Below are 25,221 nucleotides of genomic sequence, written 5' to 3'. Positions count from 1 at the left end.
AACTTACTTCCCTTTATATATAAATTGAATTTCTATTAGAGAGATTTCTAAATCTCAAAATATTCCTTGTATCTGTCATACAAATGTCCGGCTTGCAAATATGCAGATTGCGGACTCATGAAATGGGAAAATTCAAAAGTTATAGCTTTCTTGTATCCGGCACGCTTGGCAGCCTCAAGTTTCATCCTTAGCTTGTCGAATTTGATAGGGAAGAACTTAATCGGCATATCACGGTCGAAAGTCTCGGCATTAGTCCAGCATTCCATTCCGTATTTGTCGGCAAGTTTCTTGTTCACTTCAAAGAAAGCGTCCAGCTCGTCATAGTCGATATGTCCGTCCTGGAAAGCACAAGCATCAACGACATCGTGAATGCCGTCGAAAATCTCGTTCCATTCTTTCTCGTGCTCCTGCACGGAAACAGCGTCAGCCTTAGTCAGTTTTCCTTCGCTTGCCATCACTGCCTTTTTTCCGTCAATCCAAGGAGAGATGAAAGTAGGCAAACCGTCGGAAACATCCTTGCATTGTTTTCCCATCTGGTGGAAAGCATCAATCGCGCCTTTAGTGGCACGGCTTATTTCACCGCTTATATACCATCCTCCGAAGCTCTTGTGTTTCGAACCATAATTTTCCCAAACTTCATCAATGACAAATTTGTTGTCTTCGATTTCGTATGACAAATCACCGGTGTCCCAATAATGTCCGGAATCATATAATCCGAAATAGAATTTCATATTATACTTGTCGGCAAGTCTGAGATACATGTCCAGCAAATCCATCGAAGGCATATAACAACCTTTGCTAATAAGATATTTTGAGGGATAAGTTATGAATTTGCGATAGCCGGAACGAATCATAATCACCGTGTCGATGCCAATTGCCTTCATATATTGGAAATCTTTGTCCCATTCAGCCTCGCCCCAGTTCTGGTGAGGAATATCGTGCGAAATCTCGTCCAGGAAAGTTCCTGTAATCTGCAATCCCGCCTTTTTGGGCACAATCAGACGATTCTCTATTTGTTCGGAAATGCTCTTTTCTTCTGGCTGATTGCAGCCCAGCAAACCGGGAGCAGTAAGAGCGGCAGCTCCGGTCATAAGTGATTGTTTAAAGAATTTTCTTCGGTTTGTGTTTTCCATATATATATATTATGATTAGGGAACGAGATACAAGTTGATTAGAATTGGAAATTATTTCCTTGTAAACTTGTATCTCGTTAACTTGTCAACTGAATATCATTCTTTGTAATCAGAAATCACTTTCACTACGACTTTTCTTATCAGCCCTTGGCCAACGCCCGGAGCATGTCCGTCTTCAGGGAAGAAAATGGCGAATTCACCGGGATAAATCTTGAAGAAGGTAGTAGGCTTGTCAACGAAGAAAGTGATGTCCTTGCTCTCGTCGTATGGCGAGGAAACTTCCATAAGTTCGTTTCCTGATTTCCATCCGATTTCCTCAACACCAAGAATCGGAAACTGAATGTCGATATATTTATTATGAGTTTCGATTGCCGCACCGGCTTTGTCCTTACAATTGATATGCTGGATACTTGCCGTAATGTTTTTTCCGTCAATTTCGTAAGTTCCGTCTTTCATTGTGCTGAAGTCAGTGTTAAGGATATATTCGAAAGCCTTGTTGAATAAAGGATGTAAATTCTTAATGCGTTCAGCGTTTTTCAGAGATTCAAGAATCATTTTGTTTTAATTATATTGTTATACATGTTTTGTTTAAGTTTCGCGAGTTGCACTACTTAAGTAGACAAGTTCAAGTACTTGTCTCTATGAACTCTTGTCAACTCGTTAACTCCTTTTCTAAATACATTGCAAATATCGTTCTAATCTTTGATAAAAGCTTCCCAAATTAATCTATTTATTGTTATAGCTTGTTTAAAAGGAGAGGAGAACGAGTTGTAATCTGAAAGCTGGCTTGTGAAACTTGTATCAGATAAAATAGAAGAGAAAATTAATCAATTCAGATTTCTTTTATATCTTTGCACTTTGTAAAAGAAAATAGTTCTGTTGTGCTGTATGGCAAATGATTTGCAATACAAAATGATAACTGGCAGGACTGAGAAAAGAACAATTCAATACAAATTATTAAAATATGGCAAAAGAGCTGAAAGAACTGACACCGAGAAGTGTAAACTACTCGCAGTGGTATCAGGATTTGGTAATTAAAGCGGATTTGGCAGAAAACTCAGCAGTTCGCGGATGTATGGTTATCAAACCTTATGGATACGCTATTTGGGAAAAGATGCAGCGTATCCTGGATGATAAATTCAAGGAAACTGGTCATGTTAATGCTTATTTTCCTCTTTTGATTCCGAAATCTTTCCTTAGCCGTGAGGCAGAACACGTTGAAGGTTTCGCAAAAGAATGTGCTGTAGTAACTCACTATCGCTTGAAGACTAATAGCGAAGGTGACGGCGTTGTTGTTGACCCGGCAGCTAAATTGGAGGAAGAATTGATTATCCGTCCTACATCAGAAACTATTATTTGGAATACATATCGCAATTGGATTCAGTCATATCGTGACCTTCCTATCTTATGCAACCAGTGGGCAAATGTTATGCGCTGGGAAATGCGTACTCGTTTGTTCTTGCGTACTGCAGAATTCTTGTGGCAGGAAGGACACACAGCTCATGCAACTCGCGAAGAAGCAGAAATCGAAGCAAAGAAAATGCAGGATGTATATGCTGACTTTGCTGAAAACTATATGGCTGTGCCTGTTATCAAAGGTGTGAAGACAGCAAGTGAAAGATTTGCCGGTGCTTTGGATACATATACTATCGAAGCAATGATGCAGGACGGAAAAGCTCTGCAAGCTGGTACTTCTCACTTCCTTGGTCAGAACTTCGGTAAGGCTTTCGATGTGACTTTCATCGACAAAGAAGGAAAGACTGATTATGCTTGGGCTACTTCTTGGGGTGTTTCTACTCGTCTTATCGGTGCTCTTATCATGTCACACTCTGATGACAATGGTTTGGTATTGCCTCCTCATTTGGCTCCAATCCAGGTTGTTATTATTCCTATCTATCGCAGCGAAGAACAGTTGAACCAGATTCGTGAGAAAGTTGACGTTATCGTAGCTAACTTGAAGAAACTTGGTATTTCTGTTAAGTTCGACGATGCTGACAACCGCAAACCAGGATGGAAATTCGCTAACTATGAATTGAAAGGTGTTCCTGTTCGTCTTGCTATGGGTGGACGTGACTTGGAAAACAATACAATCGAAGTTATGCGTCGTGACACTCTTGAAAAAGAAACTGTAACTTGCGACGGTATCGAAACTTATGTTCAGAATTTGTTGGAAGAAATCCAGAACAATATTTTCCAGAAAGCATTGAAGAACCGCGAACAGCGTACTATCACTGTTGATACTTACGATGAATTCAAGGAAAAAATCGAACAGGGTTACTTCATCATGGCTCATTGGGATGGAACTCCTGAAACTGAAGAACAGGTTAAGAACGATACAAAAGCTACAATACGTTGTATTCCATTGGATGGCGACACTACTCCTGGTAAGTGTATGGTGACAGGCAAACCTTCAGCACGCCGTGTGTTGTTTGCTAAGGCATATTAATTGGGAGGAGTAAAGGAGTTGAGTAGTCAAGAATAAAATAGCAGATTAATAATTTAATCTCATTCTTGCCAACTTGTTCCCTTATCCACTCGTCAACTATAATAAGAAAGGCGATGAATCTTCGGATTCACCGCCTTTACTATTGTCTTGTCAACTTGATATCGTTATCTCGTCTCCTTTCAACATTATTCTCCAAGCGGAGTCAAAGTCACGTTTCTAAACTGGATTGGACCGCCTTCGCTCTGCAAACCAATGTGACCTTCTTTTACTTTGTTTGTTCCGGTATTCTGATATACACCATTGATATACACAGTGATAACACCGTCTTTTACAAAGATATTAGCTTCGTTCCATTCACCGGCAGGTTTTTCTGTTGAATCCTTGTCTTTCTTAACAACAGGGAAAGCTGGGCGAGGGCCATAGAATTCAGCAAGGTCAGAGCCGCCAAGAAGAACAAAATCACCGGCATCGCCAGCGTGAAGCTGACATTCTATTCCGTTAGGGAAAGGATTCTTTGTTTCTTCAATCAAAAGGAAAATACCACTGTTTGTTCCTTTTCCGTCTGGCCATCTCCATTCAACATGAAGTTTATAGTTTCCATATTTTTCTTTTGTGTACATATAACCGAAAGGCTGGCCACTGATTTCAATCAATCCGTCTTTCACTGTATATACTTTTTCTGCTGGAACAGAATTCTTGTCAACAATGAAACTCCAATTTGACAAATCTTTTCCGTTGAAAAGTTTAACTGTCTTTTGTGCATTTGATTCAATAGCACAGCCAAACATAGCTGCTGCACACAATGTAAAAGCTAATAATCTTTTTTTCATGGTAAAAAAGTTTGTATTTATAATTAGATGTATTATTAAATTAATGTTTCGCAAACTCAACTTTCGATTGCAAGAGAATAAGTCGAGCTTGCGAAACTTTCAGTGATTAATCTACAATCAGTTTGCGATAGCGCACGCGTTTAGGCTCAACATCACCAAGCTGCTTGCGTTTGTATTCTTCATATTCAGAATATGTTCCTTCATAGAACACAACATTCGAATCACCTTCGAACGACAGAATATGAGTACAGATTCTGTCGAGGAACCAGCGGTCGTGTGATACAACAACTGCACAGCCTGCAAAGTTTTCCAAACCTTCTTCAAGGGCACGCAATGTGTTTACGTCGATATCATTCGTAGGCTCGTCGAGAAGCAACACATTAGCTTCAGCTTTTAGAGTGAGGGCAAGGTGAAGACGGTTTCTTTCACCACCGGACAAAACTCCGCAAAGCTTTTCCTGGTCAGAACCGGCAAAGTTGAACTTTGAAAGATATGCGCGTGAATTGATTTCCTTTCCTCCGACGCGGATAAATTCGCTTCCGCCGGATACAACCTGATATACAGTCTTGTTCGGATCTATATCCTTGTGAGTCTGGTCTGCATATCCGATTTTCACAGTTTCTCCAACTTCGAATGTTCCTTTGTCGATGCTTTCCATTCCCATAATCATCTTGAACAAAGTAGTCTTTCCGGCACCGTTCGGACCGATAACACCGACAATACCGTTAGGAGGAAGCATAAAGTTCAGATCGTCAAACAGCAACTTGTCGCCAAATGCTTTAGCAACATGCTGAGCCTCGATTACCTTGTTACCCAAGCGAGGACCGTTAGGAATGAATATCTCAAGTTTAGCTTCTCTTTCTTTCTGGTCTTCATTCAGCAAGCGTTCATAAGAGTTCAGACGAGCCTTTCCTTTAGCCTGTCTTGCCTTAGGAGCCATGTTTATCCATTCAAGCTCGCGTTCCAAAGTCTTGCGGCGTTTGCTAGCCTGCTTTTCTTCCTGAGCCATTCGTTTAGTCTTCTGGTCGAGCCATGAAGAATAGTTTCCTTTCCATGGAATACCTTCGCCACGGTCAAGTTCTAGAATCCATCCAGCAACGTGGTCAAGGAAATATCTGTCGTGAGTGATGCAGATAACAGTTCCCGCATATTGCTGCAAGTGCTGCTCAAGCCAGTCGATTGATTCCGCATCCAAGTGGTTGGTAGGCTCGTCGAGCAAAAGAACATCCGGCTGTTGTAGCAAAAGACGACAAAGAGCTACGCGGCGGCGTTCACCTCCGGAAAGAGTATCAACAATCTGGTCTTCAGGCGGACAGCGCAAAGCATCCATTGCTCTTTCCAGGCGGCTGTCCAAGTTCCATGCATCAGTAGCATCTATCTTGTCCTGCAATTCAGCCTGTCTGTTAATCAGAGCATCCATCTTGTCAGGGTCTTCAAGAACTTCAGGGTCAGCAAAGCGTTCGTTCACTTCTTCATATTCCTTAAGAATATCCACTATTCCCTGTACGCCTTCCTGAACGATTTCTTTGACAGTCTTTCCACTTTCCAGTTTTGGGTCCTGCTCAAGATAACCAACAGAATAACCTGGAGAGAAAACTACTTCGCCCTGATAATCTTTGTCCAGGCCGGCAATAATTTTCAGCAATGTTGACTTACCGGAACCGTTCAAACCGATAATACCGATTTTGGCTCCATAGAAAAATGATAGATAGATATTTTTCAATACCTGCTTTTGTGGCGGGTAAATCTTGCTCACACCCACCATTGAGAAAATAATCTTCTTGTCGTCTGCCATATAAATAAGTTATTTAAGTTTCGCAAGATGCCCAATTACAGAGTTTGCAAGGTTTCAGAAACAAATTGACAATGAACAGATCTGTTCTTGCTAAATCTTAATCCAAAACTTGAACTTACGAAACTTGAGTAAATTATATAATGCAAAATATTAGTTCAGCTTAATCTTATTACATCACGTATGGATAAATAAGAAGCATAATTATCACAAATATACATTATTGACTTTAATCTTTAAAATTTATCCATAACATAATGGTTCATTTTTGGAATGAATACGCAGATTTAGGCATATACATAAAAAAAACAGGTGTGTCAAAATACTTGATTTCGACACACCCGATTACTTAATTCTATTTTAGTTTGTTTTTATTCGATAACTTTCACCCAGCCATATTTATCTGGTTCGTCGCCATACTGGATACCACGCAGTTTGTTGTAAAGCTTTTCACAAACAGGACCTGGTTTTCCATTTTTTGCAATTACATATGATTTGTTTTCGTCCAAATCATCAATCTGTGAGATAGGAGCGATTACAGCTGCAGTTCCACATTCAGCAGCTTCTTCGAAGGTAGCAACTTCTTCGAAAGGAATAGGACGTCTTTCAACTGTCAATCCCATGTCTTCAGCCAATTGCTGTAAACTCTTGTTTGTGATTGACGGAAGAATTGAGTTTGACTGAGGAGTTATATAGCTATTACCTCTGATTCCGAAGAAATTGGCAGGACCACATTCGTCCAGATATTTCTTTTCTTTAGGGTCGAGATACAAAACTGCTGCATATCCTTTTTCGTGAGCTATTTCGCCTGCAACCAAAGACGCTGCATAGTTACCGCCCACTTTGATAGTACCGGTTCCGTGAGGAGCAGCACGGTCATATTCACGCAAGATACAAACCTTTGAAGGCTGGAAACCACCTTTGAAATACGGACCTACAGGAGTTACAAACACTACAAATACATATTCCGGAGCCGGTTTAACACCAACTTGTGCACCCAAACCAAGAATCAAAGGACGGATATACAAAGCTGCGCCGCTTTCATAAGGAGGAACAAAGCGCTCGTTAAGTTTTACAACCTTGCGCACTGCTTCTTCAAATTTCTCAACTGGAAATTCAGCCATTTTTATACCTCTTGATGAAGCTTGCAGACGTTTACCATTTTCGTCCATACGGAAAACTCTGATTTTGCCGTCTTTGCCACGGAAAGCTTTCAGACCTTCGAATGCTTCCTGTCCGTAGTGCAGACAAGTTGCAGCCATATGTATATTCAGTATTTCTGATGAAGAAACTTCAAGTTCACCCCACTTGCCGTCGCGATAGTAGCAACGAACATTATAATCTGTTTTGATATATCCGAAACCAAGTTCAGACCAATTTAATGTTTCCATGATATCTAACTTTATTTTTTGTGTTCTAAATTATATTTTGAAACAAAAGTACATCTTTTGAAGGAATATCAAAACATATTTTCACAAAAATGATTAAATCTTCATATGTGTAGATTTTATTCTTCACAAAACTCCAGCAATTTAACCTTGTTGATTTTACCGTTTGGTGGCTTGCAGAGCAACAACAAATTTTTTGATAACATTTTTTTACTCATTTATTATTTTGTACTTTTGTGGAGTTGTGATTTAGAAATCTAAGGTTTTATATATATGAGAGACGATATTAAAAAAGCATGTGAGATAATGCAGGCAGGCGGCCTGATATTATACCCAACAGATACAATATGGGGCATTGGTTGTGACGCAACAAACGAAGAAGCTGTCCGCCGTGTATATGAGCTGAAGAAGAGAGCTGACAACAAGGCTATGCTGGTGTTGTTGGACAGCACGGTTAAGCTGGAAGCATACGTTGATAATGTTCCTGATATTGCATGGGATTTGATTGAAGTAGCAGACAAACCTCTTACTATTATATATTCAAAAGGCAAAAACCTTGCTCCTAATCTTCTTGGAGAAAACGGCAGTATTGGTATCCGCATTACTCGGGAAAAGTTCTCTCATGATTTGTGTGAGCAATTCCGCAAACCTTTGGTATCAACTTCGGCTAACGTAAGCGGCGAGCCTTCGCCTGCAAATTTTGATGAAATATCTGATGTCATCAAAAACGGAGTTGATTATATCGTTAACTATCGTCAGGACGACAAAACCAAAGCCCAGCCTTCCAATATTATCATGCTTGGCGATGGCGGGCTCGTGAAAGTAATTCGCTGATAAGATATGAGCAAATCCTGGCAGCGTGAGAAATATATTATATCGGACTTTCTGACGGCGTCAGCCGCATGGCTGTGCTTTAATATATTCCGCTATCAAGAGTTGGCAGTCACATACGGATATTCTTCACTCAAGAGTTACCTGATATCTTCGAAAGTGATGGAAGGCCAGATTCTGGTTCCTTTTATGTGGCTGGTGCTTTATTTTTTCTCCGGATACTACAACAAACCTTTTGGAAAATCGAGGATAGGAGAGTTGTTTACTACTTTTTTCACCTCGGCTATCGGAGTGGTGGTTCTTTTCCTAGGGTTTGTCCTAAATGATTTGCCGCCGGTATATCAAATATATTACCGGTTCTTTGTTTTCCTGTTCACGTTCCACTTCGTGCTTACATATTCTGCGCGCCTAACGATAACCATGCTGTGTCTCAGCAATATCAGAAGAGGTCGTTTTTCGCTGAATGTCCTGATAATAGGATGTGGCGAAAAAGCTAGAAACGTGGCTCAGGAAATGAAGAAGCAAGGTTATTCAATACTGGGCTTTGTCTCGCCAGATGGAGAAGACAAGGATGTATATGTCCCAAAAGGAGATATTATCGGCCAGTGGAACAATCTCTCGGAATGTTTCACGAAATATTCCGTTGATGAGCTGGTGATAGCGATGGACAATATTGAAGTCAATGACCTGATTAGGAAATTATATTCCTTATACCGATATAAAGTTCCCGTAAAAATCCTATTGGCAAAGTCCAATCCTCTTTCACGGGGACGCTTGCGTACAATATACGGAAGCCCGTTGATTGATGTGACAGAATCGAATATGTCAGAATCAGAGAAGAATATCAAATGGTTTCTGGACAAGTTCATCTCCTCAATTGTACTTGTGGTTTTGCTTCCACTGTTCGCCTACATAGCGTATCGGGTGAAGAAAGATTCTCCTGGACCGGTGTTTTTCAAGCAGGAACGTATCGGCTACATGGGCGAACCTTTCTACATATATAAGTTCCGCACCATGTATCTTGGTTCGGAATCCAACGGACCGATGCTTTCCAGTGAAGGAGACGAGAGAATAACACCGTTCGGACGCATCATGCGTAAGTACAGGCTGGACGAGCTCCCACAATTCTGGAACGTAATCAAAGGCGATATGTCGCTGGTTGGTCCGCGTCCGGAAAGACGATACTATATCAACCAGATTGTCCGCAAAGCTCCATATTATTATTTGCTCCATAACGTGCGCCCCGGAATAACATCATTGGGAATGGTTAAATACGGTTACGCCGGAAACGTGGACCAAATGATTGAGAGATTGAATTATGATATATTATATTATGAGAATATGTCGTTGGCTCTGGATACAACAATTCTGATTCATACCGTCCTTACCGTTATCACAGGAAAAGGTGTTTAACAGAATATCTGGACCTTGATTATTAAAACACTAATTATGGCACAAAAAGAGAATCTCTTTTATCGTTTCCTCTTGTGGCGTGAAAAGAAAATACAAGAGAAACATTTCATCTTGATAATAAGTTTCCTTGTCGGTCTTTGTACAGCAACTGCAGCTATTATCCTGAAGAATCTCATTCATCTGATACAGCATTTGCTGTCGGGAAATTTTGCGGCAGACGAAGTCAACTATCTGTATCTGTTATATCCGGTTGTCGGAATTCTTCTTGCCGGTCTTTTTGTAAAATATATTGTCCGTGATGACATAAGTCACGGAGTTACCAAAATATTATACGCTATTTCACAGCGTAAAAGCCGGATAAAGCCTCACAACGTATGGAGCTCTATCGTGGCAAGTTCCGTAACAATCGGTTTTGGTGGTTCAGTAGGAGCCGAGGCGCCTATAGTCCTTACCGGTGCAGCCATTGGTTCAAACCTTGGCCGCCTGTTCAAAATGGAACAGAAAACTCTTATGCTACTTGTTGGGTGTGGTGCAGCCGGAGCCATAGCCGGAATCTTCAAGGCGCCGATTGCCGGCCTTGTGTTCGTTGTGGAAGTTCTGATGCTCGATTTGACAATGACATCAGTGTTGCCGTTGCTTATCACTTCTGTAACAGCTGCAACAGTTTCATACATCTTCACCGGAACAGAAGCTATGTTCAGTTTCTCGCAGACTGAAGAATTTGCCATCGAGCGTATTCCATATGTGATACTGTTGGGAATATTCTGCGGACTAGTTTCTCTTTATTTCACCCGTGTGATGAATAAGGTGGAAGGAATGTATCGTTCACTTGGCACATACTGGAAGAAATTCCTCCTTGGAGGTGTTATGCTGAGTGTTTTGATATTTATATTCCCACCGTTATATGGTGAAGGATACGATACAATAACCTCGCTGCTCAACGGCCAGTTTGTGGATTTGATGGACAACAGTATGTTCTATAATCTAAACGAAACATATTGGGGAATTGTCATCTTCCTTGTCCTCATATTGCTTACTAAAGTGTTTGCATCAAGTGCTACAAATGCCGGTGGCGGTTGTGGTGGTATTTTCGCACCAAGTTTGTATTTGGGATGTATAGCTGGATTCGTCTTTGCCCACGTTTCCAACTATTTCCCATTCACCACATACGTGTCCGAAAAGAACTTTGCCCTTTTGGGCATGGCAGGAGTGATGTCCGGAGTAATGCATGCGCCGCTTACTGGCGTTTTCCTTATTGCTGAACTTACCGGAGGTTTCGACCTATTCCTGCCGTTGATGATAGTATCAATAGGTTCATATATCACAATCAAGATATTTGAACCTCATAGTATCTATTCAATGCGTCTTGCGCAGAAAGGAGAGTTGCTGACGCATCATAAGGACCGTGCCGTGCTTACGTTGCTCAGCATGGACAGTGTTATTGAGAAGGATTTCCTTCCTGTCGAGCCGGATATGACGCTTGGTGATATGGTTAAGGTAATAGCCAAGAGTAGTCGAAATACATTCCCGGTAGTAGACTCAAAAGGACTGCTTCTGGGTATTGTATTATTGGATAACATCAGAAACATAATGTTCCGTCCGGAACTTTACAACCGTTTCAAGGTTTCCAAATTCATGGTGTCGGCTCCGGCAAGGATTTATCTGAGCATGCCGATGGACCAGATAATGAAAATATTCGACGACACGAAAGCTTGGAATCTTCCCGTAGTTGACGAAAGCGGCCGCTACATAGGATTTATGTCGAAGTCCAAAATATTCAATTCATACAGAGAAGTTCTTGTTGATAATTTCTCCGGTGATTGATATATTCCGGAAAAGATATTTACGAATAATAAAAACACATATAATATGAAGAAAGAAGATTTGAGAATAGTATATATGGGAACTCCCGATTTTGCGGTTGAAAGCTTGAAAGCCCTGGTCGAAGGAGGATATAATATAGTTGGAGTAATTACAATGCCGGACAAGCCAATGGGACGCCACGGAAGCGTGCTTCAGTCGAGTGCTGTAAAACAATATGCAGAATCTGTTGGATTACCAGTTCTTCAGCCGGGAAAATTGAAAGACGAGAATTTCCTTGCCGAACTGAGAGCATTGAATGCTGATTTGCAGATTGTTGTAGCCTTCAGAATGTTGCCTGAAGTTGTATGGAATATGCCTCGCCTAGGAACTTTCAATCTCCATGCTTCACTTCTTCCACAATATCGTGGAGCTGCTCCGATTAACTGGGCCGTCATCAATGGCGACACCGAAACCGGAGTGACAACATTCTTCCTTTCACACGAAATTGATACTGGAAAAATTATTGCGCAGAAGAAACTGGCTATTGCGGATACTGATAACGTCGGCATTGTTCACGATGCATTGATGCAGATGGGAGCCGGTCTTGTTGTTGAAACAGTAGATTCAATTCTTGCCGGAAATGTAGATGCTGTTCCTCAGGAAGAGTTCTACAAAGACCCTTCGGAATTACGTCCTGCACCGAAAATTTTCAAAGATACTTGCCATATCGACTGGAGCAAACCGATGAAGCAGGTATATGACTTTATCAGAGGTCTTTCTCCTTATCCTGCAGCCTGGACAGAATTGGTTTCACCGGAAGGCAAGAAACTTGTTCTGAAAGTTTACGAAACTGAAAAACGTGAAGCCTCACATTCTTATCCATGCGGTAAGATTTTCACAGACGGCAAGAGCTATGTAGATGTTTCCGTCAATGGTGGATACATCCGTTTGAAATCATTGCAGCTAGCCGGGAAAAAAAGAATGTCTGTTTCGGATTTCCTTAACGGATTTAAGCAGATTGGAGAATATACTGTAGAATAAAATTAGAGCAGATAATTATCCAAATTAATGTCAAATCCCGAAAGACTCCTTTGCCAAATAAAAAGGAATCTTTCGGGATTTTTTATAGATATTTCCTATAAATCGCACGTTTTTTTCGATGCTTTATTCTTGAAAAAACTATCCGAAAGTAATTTAAATTTGTTCCGAAAGAAAACCAATTTGGATTCGGAAGAAATTAAACTTCCTTCCGAATGTATTTTCACTTCTATTTAATATTGATTTTGTCAAAATATATAAGCACTCATTTATTAATTTCTAAATACATCTAGTCCTAGTAAAATATAAATACGGACCCGTGAGTAAATATATACGGCCCAACAAAGGTTTGGGTCTATATATATTTCAGACTAAATACAACAATATTTATAGTATTGATTTTATGAATGTTATATAATAATTAGACTATTAACCTTAAAATATTTCAAACATCATTTTCATATTAGATATATTTCAACAGAAATATAATAATAACATCTGTTCTTCCCTCTAATAACATTCTAATCCCTCCTAAACCAAATCTAACCATAATCGTTGCAAGACAGATAAAAGGGTAACATATTTTTGCTGCAAAATAATCAAATGGTGAAGAAATGAGGAGAATGATTTGTTTTGCATTAGTGATTTGTTGCCCTTTGTTGCAGGCTCAAAACGATAACTGTGTGGAGATGAGCATTGCTGAAGCTGAGAATGTTTTTATGATGAATAATTTTCAGTTGCTTGCTGAGCACTATGAAATAGACAAGGCTGATGCTGCCATTGTACAATCGAAATTGTTTGATAATCCTGTTGTGTCGTTTGAACAAAATGTTTACAACAGATTGAATGGGAAATATTTTGATTTTGGGTCTAAAGGTCAGTCAGCTGTTGAGATTGAACAGTTGATATATATTGCAGGCCAAAGAAACAATAAAATTAAATTGGAAAAATATAACAGGAAAAGGAATGAATATTTGTTTGAGGAGTCTGTCCGGGTACTGAAAAATGAATTAAAACTGAAATTTGTTTCGCTATATTACAGACTCAAGGAAATTGATATTTATGATTCAGAAATAAAGTCGTTGCAGAATTTACTGACAAGAATAAAGCAGGAGGAAGAGAAAGGGAATATTTCATTATTGGAAAGAACGAGGATTGAAGCTTATTTGCTGTCGTTAGAAAGTGAAAGAAATGATGTAGCGAATGATATTGTTTCTCTTCGTGGAAATGTGAAGCTGCTGATGGGCGGTAAATGTGCTAGTGATATTACTCCGGTAATAAATGAAAGTTTATTGAATGATTTTGATATGGGAAGTGTTCCATATTCGGAATTGGAGGGATTTGTTTTGGAGCGTCCGGATATGAAATTGGCTAAAGTGAATATTCAATCTGCCGAAACAGAGATTAAGCTTCAACGTTCATTATCGTTTCCGGAAGTTAGAGTTAAAGGAATTTATGACAAAGCGGGAAATTTCATCAATGATTATTTTGCAGTTGGAATAAATCTGACATTGCCGGTATTTAACAGAAACCAGGGAAATATCAGAATTGCGAAACACGGTTTAGCACAGAACAGGATAATGGAAGAGCATTCGTATATGAATGCTATGAATGAATTGAGTAATTCATATAAAAGGCTGGGAAATGCTATGGATTTATATGATAAGACGGATAAGGAGATTGAACTCAATATGGAGAAGCTGACAAAAGGATTAAATGAGAGTTTGATTGCTAAGAATATTAGCATTATTGAATTCATTGATTTCTATGAAGCATATAAGAATACTAGCCTGAATACTTACAAAATACGAAAGGATGTTTTTATGGCTATGGAAGATATAAATTATATTACTAATCATAATGTTTTCAGATATTAATATGAAGAAGTTTTGTTTATTAATGACCGGTGTTATAGCAAATTTACTGTTTATGGCTTGTAGTCGTAACGATAATAAGACCAATGATATATGCACTAATAAGGCTAATGAAGCTTTGCATTTGGATACGGTAAGAAATATTCCTCTGAAAAGGGAAATTCTTTTGAACGGCAAGGTTGATTTTGATATGGAAAATATGACTCCAGTGTTTCCTATGATCAGTGGAATAGTAAAGGAGGTTTATGGCGAAACGGGCGATTATGTTGGAAAAGGAGAGAGGCTTGCTCTGATTGAAAGTGAGGATATAGCTTCGATTGTAAAGGAAATGAAAACGGCAGAACATAAGTTGAAACTTGCTGAAAGGAATTATAAAGCTGCTGAAGATATGTTGCGTGGTGGATTGTCGTCCGAAAGAGAGGTTTTGAATTATAGACAGGAGTTGACTGAAGCTGAAGAGGAATTGAATCGTCTGAATAAATTGAAAGCAATTTATCCGATTGATGAAAATGGATTGTATATACTATGTTCTCCTGTTTCAGGATTTATTACGGAAAGGAATATAAACAGGAATTATCTGATTCGTCCGGACAGTGACAAGGAGTTATTTACGATTGCCGGATTGGACGAGGTGTGGATAATTGCCGATGTTTATGAGAGAGACATTAATAAAATAAGGGAAAAGCAGAGTGTGAGGATAACGACTCTTGCTTATCCGGAAATTGAATTTAAAGGTGAGATTGATAAGGTGTATCATATATTGAACAGTGAAAGCAAGACAATGAATGTCCGGATTAAATTGAGTAATAAGGATTATTTGTTGAAGCCGGGAATGTTTGCGAATGTATATGTATGCAGGGATAATGAAAGTCATTTGTTTCCGACTGTTCCATATAATGCAGTAATATTTGAAAATGGCAGGCAATATGTGGTCATAAAAGATAATGAAGGCAAACTTTCGAAGAAAGAAGTGAAGGTTTACAAACAGGATAATGAGTACTGCTATATTGAAGACGGGCTGAAGGCAGGAGATGTGATTGTTGGTAAAAATGCATTGTTGGTTTATTCAAGTTTGGAGAAATGATTGATAATATTATAACATTTTCGCTGAAAAACAAATTCTTTGTTTTTTTCTGTACGTTGCTGGCTGTTATTGTCGGAATTATATGTTACAAAAATACACCGGTTGATGCTTTTCCTGATGTGACAAATACTAAAGTTACGGTAATCACACAATGGCCGGGACGAAGTGCTGAGGAGGTTGAGAAATTCATTACTATTCCAATTGAAATAGCAATGAATTCGGTTCAGAAGAAAACGGATATCAGAAGTACGACTCTTTTCGGTCTGTCGGTTATAAATATAATGTTTGAGGATGATGTCGATGATTTCTTTGCACGTCAGCAAGTGTTCAATCTTTTGAATGATGCAGATTTGCCGGATGGCGTTTCTCCGGAAGTTCAGCCGCTGTATGGACCGACTGGCGAGATTTTCAGATATACGCTCAGAAGCAACAACCACACGGTGCGCGAGCTGAAAACTCTTCAGGATTGGGTGATTGACCGTCGATTACGTGCTGTTTCTGGAGTGGCGGATATTGTGAGCTTTGGTGGCGAGGTGAAAACATTTGAAATCAGTGTCAATCCTAATCAGTTGATGAGCTATGGAGTTACAACTCTGGAGCTTTTTGATGCCGTGTCAAAAAGTAATCTCAATGTGGGCGGTGATGTGATTACGAAAAGTTCTCAAGCCTATGTGGTGCGTGGTATTGGTCTTATCAACAATGTCAAGGAGATTGAAAATATTGTAGTTAAGAATATAAATGGTACACCGATTCTGGTTAAGCATCTGGCGACGGTGAGCGAATCGTCGTTACCACGGCTTGGGCAGGTGGGCAGAATGGACGAGAATGATGTAGTTGAAGGTATTGTGATTATGCGAAAAGGAGAGAATCCCGAGAGCGTAATCAATTCATTGAAAGAGACAATCAGTGAGATAGAGAAAGTGCTGCCGGAAGGAGTAGAAATCGTGCCTTTTTATGACAGAGAGGATTTGGTGAAGCTGGCAATAAACACTGTATCGAAGAATCTTGCCGAAGGTATCATATTTGTGGTGTTTATTATTCTGATTTTTATGGCAGACTGGAGAACAACGGTAATTGTTTCGGTTGTGATTCCGCTGGCTTTGCTATTTGCCTTTATATGTTTGCGGTTGAAAGGAATGAGCGCCAATCTGTTGTCGATGGGAGCAATAGACTTCGGTATAATTGTAGATGGAGCTGTAGTGATGGTGGAAGGAATTTTTGTTGTGCTTGACAGAAAAGCTAAAGAGATTGGGATGCCGGCATTCAATGTTATGAGCAAAATGGGATTAATAAGGAAAACAGCAAAAAGGCAGGCGAAATCAATATTCTTCTCAAAACTGATTATCATAACGGCATTGATTCCTATATTTTCATTTCAGAAGGTCGAAGGGAAGATGTTCAGCCCTTTGGCTTATACTCTGGGATTTGCCTTGCTTGGCGCATTGGTGTTTACTCTGACGCTGATTCCGGTTCTTTCGTCATTGCTGCTGAGAAAGAATGTAAAGGAAAAGCATAATCCGTTTTTGGAATTTGTAAATAAGGCTGCATCTGATATTTTCGCAACGTGTCATAGAGCTAAAAAGAGGACTGTTGTTTTAGCAACGATTGTAGCAGCATCCGGGCTTTGGTGTTTTTCTTTTCTGGGAACAGAGTTTTTGCCGCAGCTGAATGAAGGCTCAATTTATATCCGTGCTACTTTGCCACAAAGTATTTCTCTCCAGGAATCTGTAAAGCTTGCCGACGAAATGAGACATAAGCTGTCGGAATATCCTGAAGTCAGGAAAGTTCTTTCGCAAACAGGACGACCGAATGACGGAACGGATGCAACAGGATTCTATAACGTTGAATTCCACGTTGATATTTATCCGGAAAAAGAATGGGAAAGCAAGATGACAAAGCATCAGCTGATAGAAAAGATGCAGGAAGATCTGGAAACTTATCCCGGTGTTGATTTCAATTTCTCTCAGCCGATAACTGACAATGTTGAAGAAGCTGCCAGCGGTGTGAAAGGTTCAATTGCAGTTAAGGTGTTCGGAAAAGATTTGTATGAGTCGGAAAAGAAAGCAGTTGAAGTTTACAATGTGCTGAAGACGGTCGAAGGCATCGAAGATTTAGGTGTAATCAGAAATATTGGTCAGCCTGAGTTAAGAATAGAATTGAATGAGTCTAATCTTGCAAGATATGGTGTTGCCAAAGAAGATGTGCAATCTATCATTGAAATGGCGATAGGCGGGAAAAGCGCATCGCTATTGTATGAAGATGAAAGGAAATTCAATATTATGGTGCGATATGCAGAGGATTTCAGGAAAAGTGAGAATGAAATATCCAAGATTCTTGTCCCGGCAAAGGATGGCTCAATGATTCCTATAAAGGAACTTGCCGATATTACAATGATAACCGGACCGCTGATTATTTACAGAGATAACCATAACAGATTCTGCGCGGTGAAGTTTTCTGTACGTGGACGAGATATGGGAAGCGCGGTGAAAGAAGCGCAGGAGAAGGTGCAGGAATCTGTAGATTTGCCGGAAGGATATACTTTGAAATGGACTGGTGATTTTGAGAACCAGCAGCGTGCAACAAAAAGGTTGGCACAAGTTGTTCCCATAAGTATTGCTATTATATTTGTAATATTATTCGTGTTGTTCGGTAATTCACGCGATGCTGGACTTGTGTTGCTGAATGTTCCGTATGCTGCCGTTGGCGGAATTATTGCATTGCTGATTACGGGATTCAATTTCTCTATTTCGGCAGGAATCGGCTTTATTGCATTATTCGGTATTTGTATTCAGAATGGAGTGTTGCTTGTAGCTGATATAAAAACTAATCTGAAATGTGGATTAAATTTGGAAAATGCAGTAGTAAGTAGTGTGGGAGAAAGAGTCCGCTCTGTGTTGATGACGGCAATGATGGCTACAATAGGACTGATGCCGGCGGCATTGAGCACCGGAATTGGTTCGGAGAGCCAGAGACCGCTGGCTATAGTAATTATCGGTGGTCTGGTCAGTGCTACATTCTTTACGCTGTTTGTCTTTCCGCTGATAGTTGAATATATTTATGCTCGAGTATTATTCGACAAACAAGGGAAATTGAAGCAGAGAAAATTATAGTATTTGTAAATTTGAGGAAAGATTATATATATGTGTAAAATATTGATTGTTGAAGATGAAGTAAATATTGCCTCATTTATCAAACGTGGTTTGCAAGAATGTGGATATGAAGTTAATGCAGCATATGATGGGGAAGAAGCATGGCAACTTATCAAGCAAGAAAGATATGATTTGTTTATGCTCGACATAATAATGCCTAAAATAGACGGATTACAATTGTGCAAGATGATTCGCCAGAATTTGGGCTATTCTATTCCTATATTGATGGTCACAGCTTTGGGCACTACGGATGATATTGTCAGCGGACTGGATGCCGGAGCGGACGACTATATCAGCAAGCCTTTCAGTTTTGCGGAGCTTCAGGCTAGGATTAGGGCTTTGCTCAGAAGGAGAGAAGGAGCGAAAGTAAACCAAATTCTTCAGTGCGGAGATTTGACATTGGATCAGGTTTCGAGAAGGGCAACAAGAAACGGGGAAACTATAGATTTGACAGTGAAAGAATACAGACTTCTTGAGTATTTCATGAATAATCAGGGAATCGCACTCAGCCGTTTACAGTTGCTTAGAGAAGTATGGGACAAGAATTTTGACACAAACACTAATATTGTAGACGTTTATGTGAATTATTTGCGAGCTAAAATCGACAAGAACCATGACAAGAAGTTGATTAGGACAGTTGTAGGACTTGGTTATATGATGGAAGGATGAAGACGGGAAACAAAATAGCTTGGGTCTATACTTTGCTGACAATGGGACTTGTTATGGCTGTCGCCTTAATATTCTTTCTTATAACTGCTCATTCAATAGATAAGGTTTATGATTCATATCTTACGGAACGGGCAATAGTGACTGCTGAGAAATATTGGGAGCGCGACGAGCTTGATGAGTCTGACTACAAGCAGGTTCAGAAGAGATATGAGCAGAGTTTGCCCACGGCGAAAGAGTTTATATTAAATGCTGATTCTACAGATAAAGCTCGCTTGAGACTTTCAGACTTTTTGTCGGATGAAGAAATAGATGAACTGTATAAATCACATATTCTGCATTTTAGCGGTAAAGAATATCAGAGAGGTGTTGCACTGTATTACCCGGACAATGAAGGTAATTTTATTGTTGTAATACAGTCGAATAATAAGTATGGAGCTGATATTGTATCATTTATGGGATGGTTCCTTCTTGGTGCTTTTGTAGTTACATTTATATTGGTGTATTGTGTAGGAAAGCTTTATGCTATAAGGCTGGTGAACAAGATAGACGAAGCGTACCAAAGTGAGAAATCATTTATACGAAATGCATCTCATGAACTGAACAATCCGTTGACTGCTATTTTGGGTGAATGCGAGATAACTCTCCTGAAAGAAAGGAAAGCAGCGGAATATCAGTCCTCACTTATGCGGATAGAAAGCGAGACACGGAGAATAATAATGCTGATGAAACATCTGCTTTTTCTGTCGCATGGAGACAAAGAAATTATGAAGAGCATTGTGGAACCGATAAATATCAATCAATTTGTCAGACAGTTCAAGAATGATAAGGTGAAAATAATTGATGATGGAAAAGGTTTTATATTGAATGCTAATCCTAATTTGCTGAAGATTGCTATAAGCAATATTGTAAATAATGCTTGTAAATATTCTGGGGAAAACAATGTCTCTTTGAGCGTTGAAGATAGAAGCATAATAATCGAGGATAAAGGCATTGGTATTCCGAAAGATGAGTTGAAGAATATTACTCAACCATTTTATAGAGCGAAGAATGTCAGATCATTCGAAGGAAATGGTATTGGGCTCGCTTTGTCCATAAAGATAATAAAATGCTATGGAGGGAAAGTTATTATAAATTCGAGAGAAAAGATTGGAACAAGAGTTGAGATTATCTTTTGATAATCCAATTCAAACAAGAATATCCTAGTTTGTTTTCAAAGAAATTAAGCGTGTAGTTATATCAATGATCAGATAATAACTACACGCTTAATTATTATAGGAATATGTGTCAGACATCTTTTATTTTCAGAATATTATATGAAATCTTATTATCGTAAACATCGCTTCCGTCGATTTTCTTTACGTAATTGACAAATCTTACTGTTATCGGAAGAATAATTATTTCATAAAGAGATTTCAGTGAAGCTTGGATTAATATCATTGTTAAAAGCTCATTAGCAGGTATTAATCCGGCAAAGGCAATCGGAAAGAATATTATGGAATCGGCGGTTTCTCCAACCAATGTTGATAAGACTGCTCTAATGGAAAAATATTTTCCTTTATGATATAGCTTTAGCTTACTCATTACAAAAGCATTTAGAAATGAGCCGATTAGAAAGGCTAGCAGACTGGCAAAAGCAATTCGTGGCGCCAATCCAAACACAAAATTGAAGGCTTCTTCACCTTCCCAAAATGGAGCGGATGGAAGATTTATTGCCAGATTACCAAAAGCAATCACTAGGAAATTAGAGATGAAGCCACTCCATATAATAAGTCTGGCTTTTTTAAATCCCCATACTTCTGAAATACAATCGTTTATAATATACGATACAGGGAAAACAATTAGACCTGCTGTTGCAGTAATGCCAGCAATCTGAATTACTTTTGTTTCCAAAAGGTTGGCAGCAACCAAACATACATTAAATAATATACCTAATAACATATAAGGTATACTAACTAAATTTTTTTGCATAAATTCTTGTTTTTAATGAGGTTAATCAAGCACTCTTATAAAAAAAGCAGTATTTTTTATTACTAGATACTAGAAATGAAAAATACTGCAAAAGTAGAAAATAAACCAACTATAATCAAGATAGTCCTTATGAGCTAAATAGAGAGAAGGATAATTCTTTTATAATTCCCTATTTAACATAATGGGAATTATGGGGATTATGCCTGGTTTAATATATTCGCCAATTCGCTCGGCTTTAAATTTCTTCCAATGATAATACCTTTATCATCAATCAAAAGATTCTTAACTTGCTTGTTGACAGAATATTCTTTTAGAATGTCCGGATAAATAAATGTTTGATTCCAGTACTGTTGTGACTTATCTAAATTGTCAGCTTTGATAGTAGCGTCGTAAACAGATTTATTTGCATCCATTGAAATTGAATAAATCTTAAGCTTATTGGAACCAATTGCATTTGCTTCTTTACAGAACAAAATATTACTCAATCTAGATTCTGCATCGTATGCAGCCCAAAAATTAACGAAAGTAAAACGGCCTTCTGAATTTGCAAACTTAATATTACTATTGCCTTCTTTTTCTTTTACTATTAGTTCTGGAGCTAAATCTCCCGGATTAACACCTTCTGTAAAATTACCATCCTTAGAACCTGCTGCCACCTCTAATAGTACAAGTGAAGCAATAAATACATAAGTCTTAAACTTCATATTTATATATTTTAGTTTCACATAATCAAATGAATATTGATTCTATTCATTTGAGCCCTGATTTTCAGGTTTAGAAAAGTCTATGCAAACAGCACTGACTGATCCAATTGCCCGCAAAGATACTGCAAACCCAACTTTGCCTACAAGTGCTATAACAATTTTATAGTTAAAAATCAAGCTTTTTTATGTATTTAATAGCATATATTTGATATATCTCAAGTGTTTTACAGCATATAATTTACATATTTTAACTTACCGACTGTCGTTTACAGCTGATTTGATAGCTTCTTTTCACTACCTTTGTGAAATTAAATACGACTTCAATTATATGACGGAAAATAATGAATTAATACTACTAAATATTCACGGGAATGACCGCCCTGGAGTTACTGCAGCTCTAACTGAAATTCTGGCAAAAAACAACGCTATGATATTGGATATCGGTCAGGCTGATATCCACAACAACCTTTCTTTGGGTATTCTTTTCCAATGTGTAGGCAACAATTCTGGTAATTTGCTGAAAGAACTCTTATTCAAGAGCTATGAACTAGATGTAAATATAAGATTTAAGCCTATTTCAGAAGATGAGTATAGCGAATGGGTTAGTATGCAAGGTAAAAACAGATACATTGTAACTATCTTAGCCAGAAAATTAACAGCAAAACAAATTGCCGGTGTAAGCCGCATAATCGCCCATCAGGATATGAATATTGATGATATAAAGCGACTTACAGGCCGAATTCCTTTGAATGAAAATGAAAGAACTCCAAAGGCAAGTGTGGAATTTTCAGTAAGAGGAACTCCTAAAAACAAGGAGAAAATGAAAGCCGATTTCATGAAACTTTCTTCTGATTTGCAAATGGATATATCCTTCCAGGAAGATAGTATGTATCGTCGTATGCGCCGTCTGATTTGTTTTGATATGGATTCTACTCTTATTGAAACTGAAGTCATAGATGAATTAGCTATCAGAGCCGGCGTTGGAGATGAAGTAAAGGCAATTACAGAGGCTGCAATGCGTGGTGAAATAGATTTTACAGAAAGTTTCAAGCGCAGATGTGCTTTGTTGAAAGGCCTGGATGTCTCTGTAATGCAGGAAATTGCAGAGAATTTGCCTATCACTGAAGGTGTTGACAGACTTATGAAAATTCTGAAACAAGTTGGTTTTAAAATTGCTATTCTTTCCGGTGGTTTTACTTATTTCGGTAATTATCTGAAACAAAGATATGCTATTGACTATGTTTATGCTAATGAACTTGAAGTCGTTGATGGAAAACTTACAGGAAGACATCTTGGCGACATTGTTGATGGAAAGCGCAAGGCTGAATTACTGAGATTAATAGCTCAAGTGGAGAATGTTGATATTCGCCAGACTGTTGCCGTTGGTGATGGCGCTAACGATCTGCCAATGATTAGCATTGCTGGTCTTGGTATAGCATTCCACGCTAAACCTAAAGTAAAAGCTACTGCAGAACAGTCTATTTCCACAATAGGTCTGGACGGTATTTTATATTTCCTTGGTTACAAGGATTCGTATATGGAAGAAAAAATTTGATTGTTTCATTAAATATATATAGTTATGGTTAAACACATTGTAATGTTCAAGCTTAAGGAGTTTGATTCTAATGAAGAAAAGAAAGAAGTTCTGAATAACATTAAAACAAGTCTGGAAGCGTTGATTGATAAAATTGATGTTTTGAAGAAAATCGAAGTAAACTTCAATTGCAATCCTGCTGAAACTTGGGATCTTATCCTTACAACAGAATTGGCAACTCTTGAAGATGTTGCTACTTATGCAAATCATCCGGAACATGTATTTGTGGCAAAAAATATAATCGGCCCTGTGAAAGTTGACCGTGCTTGTGTAGATTATGAATATTAATCATTCACAAATGAAAGACTTTGATATCGAAGAGCGTGCTGACAGAGCTGTTCACAATTTCATGTCCGGTTACAATTGTGCCCAATCTGTTTTTTTGGCATATGCAGACCTGTTTGATATAGATATAGATACTGCAAAGAAGATGTCAGTTTCTTTTGGAGGCGGAATGGGAAGAATGCGTGAAGTATGCGGAACAATGAGTGCAATGGCTATGCTTACCGGCTTCAAATATCCGGTTGAAAATCCGGCAGACCAAGAAGCTAGAAAGCGTAACTATGCTATGGTTCAAAAAGTAGCATCCTTGTTTAAGGAAAAGCATAACACAATAATTTGCCGAGAATTGCTTAGCTCAAAAGATGCAGCAGAAACCGACCCTACTCCATCGCCAAGAACGGCAGAATATTATAAAAGACGTCCGTGCTGCAGGTATGTAGAAACAGCAGCATTGATTGCTGGCAAAATGCTTAAGAATGAATTAGATTGATGGTCTACGCCATCAATCTAATTTGTTTTATATAGTTCAGCTTCTTTATCTTGGCAAAAAGCTGGCTGTATGAAGACAGAGACTTAACGTTTACTCTGTATGTAATTACTGCTTCGTCTGTGTCATAGAGTGCTTCAAGCGAAACACTGACAATAAAAGCTCCTTCTTTCTCTATTATTTCCCGGATAATTTTCAAATCCGGATTTGAAACCGAACATCTGATACTTAAAACTTTGTTTACTCCATTCAGATAGACATGCTTCTCAAAATATTCTAAAGTAATCAAAGCAAAAAGCGTCAGAAGAGTTGTTATTGCCGCCGGCAAAAACATTCCTGCACCAACAGCAAGACCGATAACTGCCGTAACCCAAATGCATGCTGCCGTGGTCAGCCCGTGAACACTGCCATGACTTTGGATAATGGCTCCAGCACCGAGAAATCCTATTCCGGAAAGAACCTGTGCAGCTATTCGTCCTGGATCGCCGTTCAAAAAATTAGGATAAGTCTGAGGAATCCATATTGAAACTAACATGGCAGCAGTTGAGCCCACGCAAATCAAAGTAAAAGTCCTCATTCCGGCTTCACGGCGTCGGAGCTGTCTCTCCACTCCTATTAATGCACCTAAGGCAAAACTTATAATCAGCCTTAATAACGAAGAAGCAAAAGTGACTTCTGTAGATTTTAATATTTCGTTTAATGTTTCAATCATAATGATATTTTTTGTTGCTCCACA

Annotated in this window: 21 protein-coding genes; 13 read left to right on the top strand and 8 right to left on the bottom strand. The window is 38.8% G+C overall.

The window, feature by feature from the left end; genetic code table 11:
* Positions 1 to 47 precede the first annotated feature (47 nt).
* Together ACYIAR_RS01010 and ACYIAR_RS01005 are read right to left on the bottom strand one after the other, a co-directional pair.
* The gene (locus tag ACYIAR_RS01010; protein WP_480331574.1) at positions 48 to 1,133 is read right to left on the bottom strand and encodes a DUF4434 domain-containing protein; all 1,086 of its coding nucleotides are present in this window, start codon (positions 1,131 to 1,133) and stop codon (positions 48 to 50) included.
* Positions 1,134 to 1,229: 96 nt separating this feature from the next.
* Entirely contained in the window at positions 1,230 to 1,688 is a 459-nt protein-coding gene (locus ACYIAR_RS01005) for a NanQ anomerase/TabA/YiaL family protein (protein ID WP_480331572.1), read from the bottom strand.
* Positions 1,689 to 2,097: 409 nt separating this feature from the next.
* Between ACYIAR_RS01005 and proS the strand changes: the two genes are divergently transcribed.
* Positions 2,098 to 3,579: a proline--tRNA ligase gene (gene proS / locus ACYIAR_RS01000; RefSeq protein WP_480331570.1), complete on the top strand. Its 1,482-nt coding sequence runs from the start codon at positions 2,098 to 2,100 to the stop codon at positions 3,577 to 3,579.
* A gap of 185 nt (positions 3,580 to 3,764) precedes the next feature.
* Here the strand turns inward: proS and ACYIAR_RS00995 are convergent, their stop codons facing one another.
* The 3 genes from ACYIAR_RS00995 to ACYIAR_RS00985 all read right to left on the bottom strand — a co-directional run bounded on the left by ACYIAR_RS00995 (position 3,765) and on the right by ACYIAR_RS00985 (position 7,592).
* The gene (locus ACYIAR_RS00995; RefSeq protein WP_480331568.1) at positions 3,765 to 4,409 is read right to left on the bottom strand and encodes a 3-keto-disaccharide hydrolase; all 645 of its coding nucleotides are present in this window, start codon (positions 4,407 to 4,409) and stop codon (positions 3,765 to 3,767) included.
* 106 nt (positions 4,410 to 4,515) lie between these two features.
* Positions 4,516 to 6,204 carry an energy-dependent translational throttle protein EttA gene (gene ettA, locus ACYIAR_RS00990; RefSeq protein WP_480331565.1) on the bottom strand — a complete coding sequence of 563 codons (1,689 nt, stop codon included), beginning with the start codon at positions 6,202 to 6,204 and terminating at the stop codon, positions 4,516 to 4,518.
* 368 nt (positions 6,205 to 6,572) lie between these two features.
* On the bottom strand, positions 6,573 to 7,592 hold the full coding sequence (locus ACYIAR_RS00985; RefSeq protein WP_480331563.1) for a branched-chain amino acid aminotransferase: 1,020 nt from the start codon (positions 7,590 to 7,592) through the stop codon (positions 6,573 to 6,575).
* Positions 7,593 to 7,862: 270 nt separating this feature from the next.
* On the opposite strand from ACYIAR_RS00985, the gene ACYIAR_RS00980 reads away from it, so the two are divergent.
* From ACYIAR_RS00980 to ACYIAR_RS00940, 9 genes are all read left to right on the top strand, one after another.
* Positions 7,863 to 8,423: an L-threonylcarbamoyladenylate synthase gene (locus tag ACYIAR_RS00980; protein ID WP_480331561.1), complete on the top strand. Its 561-nt coding sequence runs from the start codon at positions 7,863 to 7,865 to the stop codon at positions 8,421 to 8,423.
* 6 nt (positions 8,424 to 8,429) lie between these two features.
* Positions 8,430 to 9,833 (top strand): sugar transferase, encoded by a 1,404-nt coding sequence (locus ACYIAR_RS00975; RefSeq protein WP_480331559.1) that lies wholly within the window; start codon positions 8,430 to 8,432, stop codon positions 9,831 to 9,833.
* Positions 9,834 to 9,869: 36 nt separating this feature from the next.
* Positions 9,870 to 11,657, top strand: coding sequence for a chloride channel protein (locus ACYIAR_RS00970; RefSeq protein ID WP_480331557.1), 1,788 nt, complete (start codon positions 9,870 to 9,872; stop codon positions 11,655 to 11,657).
* A gap of 45 nt (positions 11,658 to 11,702) precedes the next feature.
* Positions 11,703 to 12,677, top strand: a complete 975-nt coding sequence (gene fmt, locus ACYIAR_RS00965; RefSeq protein ID WP_480331555.1) for a methionyl-tRNA formyltransferase — start codon at positions 11,703 to 11,705, stop codon at positions 12,675 to 12,677.
* 611 nt (positions 12,678 to 13,288) lie between these two features.
* A complete protein-coding gene (locus tag ACYIAR_RS00960; protein ID WP_480331553.1) occupies positions 13,289 to 14,551 on the top strand; it encodes a TolC family protein in 1,263 nt (420 codons plus the stop codon).
* Position 14,552: 1 nt separating this feature from the next.
* Positions 14,553 to 15,632 carry an efflux RND transporter periplasmic adaptor subunit gene (locus ACYIAR_RS00955; RefSeq protein WP_480331551.1) on the top strand — a complete coding sequence of 360 codons (1,080 nt, stop codon included), beginning with the start codon at positions 14,553 to 14,555 and terminating at the stop codon, positions 15,630 to 15,632.
* Complete coding sequence (locus ACYIAR_RS00950; RefSeq protein WP_480331549.1) at positions 15,629 to 18,742, top strand: efflux RND transporter permease subunit; 3,114 nt, start codon at positions 15,629 to 15,631, stop codon at positions 18,740 to 18,742. The genes ACYIAR_RS00955 and ACYIAR_RS00950 overlap by 4 nt, the downstream gene beginning before the upstream one ends.
* A gap of 30 nt (positions 18,743 to 18,772) precedes the next feature.
* Positions 18,773 to 19,450, top strand: a complete 678-nt coding sequence (locus ACYIAR_RS00945; protein ID WP_480331547.1) for a response regulator transcription factor — start codon at positions 18,773 to 18,775, stop codon at positions 19,448 to 19,450.
* Entirely contained in the window at positions 19,447 to 20,625 is a 1,179-nt protein-coding gene (locus ACYIAR_RS00940; RefSeq protein ID WP_480331545.1) for a sensor histidine kinase, read from the top strand. Before ACYIAR_RS00945 ends, ACYIAR_RS00940 begins: the two co-directional genes overlap by 4 nt.
* Positions 20,626 to 20,734: 109 nt before the next feature.
* Here ACYIAR_RS00940 and ACYIAR_RS00935 read toward each other — a convergent pair whose 3' ends face one another.
* Both ACYIAR_RS00935 and ACYIAR_RS00930 read right to left on the bottom strand, forming a co-directional pair.
* Positions 20,735 to 21,418 carry a queuosine precursor transporter gene (locus ACYIAR_RS00935; protein ID WP_480331543.1) on the bottom strand — a complete coding sequence of 228 codons (684 nt, stop codon included), beginning with the start codon at positions 21,416 to 21,418 and terminating at the stop codon, positions 20,735 to 20,737.
* Between the two features lie 197 nt (positions 21,419 to 21,615).
* Entirely contained in the window at positions 21,616 to 22,122 is a 507-nt protein-coding gene (locus ACYIAR_RS00930) for a hypothetical protein (protein WP_480331541.1), read from the bottom strand.
* A 328-nt stretch (positions 22,123 to 22,450) separates the two neighbouring features.
* On the opposite strand from ACYIAR_RS00930, the gene serB reads away from it, so the two are divergent.
* The 3 genes from serB to ACYIAR_RS00915 are packed head-to-tail and all read left to right on the top strand — an operon-like array spanning position 22,451 to position 24,488.
* A complete protein-coding gene (gene serB / locus ACYIAR_RS00925) occupies positions 22,451 to 23,677 on the top strand; it encodes a phosphoserine phosphatase SerB (protein ID WP_480331539.1) in 1,227 nt (408 codons plus the stop codon).
* Positions 23,678 to 23,701: 24 nt separating this feature from the next.
* Complete coding sequence (locus tag ACYIAR_RS00920) at positions 23,702 to 24,004, top strand: Dabb family protein (RefSeq protein WP_480331537.1); 303 nt, start codon at positions 23,702 to 23,704, stop codon at positions 24,002 to 24,004.
* A gap of 10 nt (positions 24,005 to 24,014) precedes the next feature.
* Positions 24,015 to 24,488, top strand: coding sequence for a C-GCAxxG-C-C family protein (locus ACYIAR_RS00915; protein WP_480333503.1), 474 nt, complete (start codon positions 24,015 to 24,017; stop codon positions 24,486 to 24,488).
* A 4-nt stretch (positions 24,489 to 24,492) separates the two neighbouring features.
* Here ACYIAR_RS00915 and ACYIAR_RS00910 read toward each other — a convergent pair whose 3' ends face one another.
* The gene (locus tag ACYIAR_RS00910) at positions 24,493 to 25,197 is read right to left on the bottom strand and encodes an MgtC/SapB family protein (protein ID WP_480331535.1); all 705 of its coding nucleotides are present in this window, start codon (positions 25,195 to 25,197) and stop codon (positions 24,493 to 24,495) included.
* Positions 25,198 to 25,221: the final 24 nt, after the last annotated feature.

The sequence above is a fragment of the Parabacteroides sp. KHUB-01 genome (genome assembly GCF_056640935.1).
This window is presented reverse-complemented; position numbering and strand designations above follow the sequence as displayed.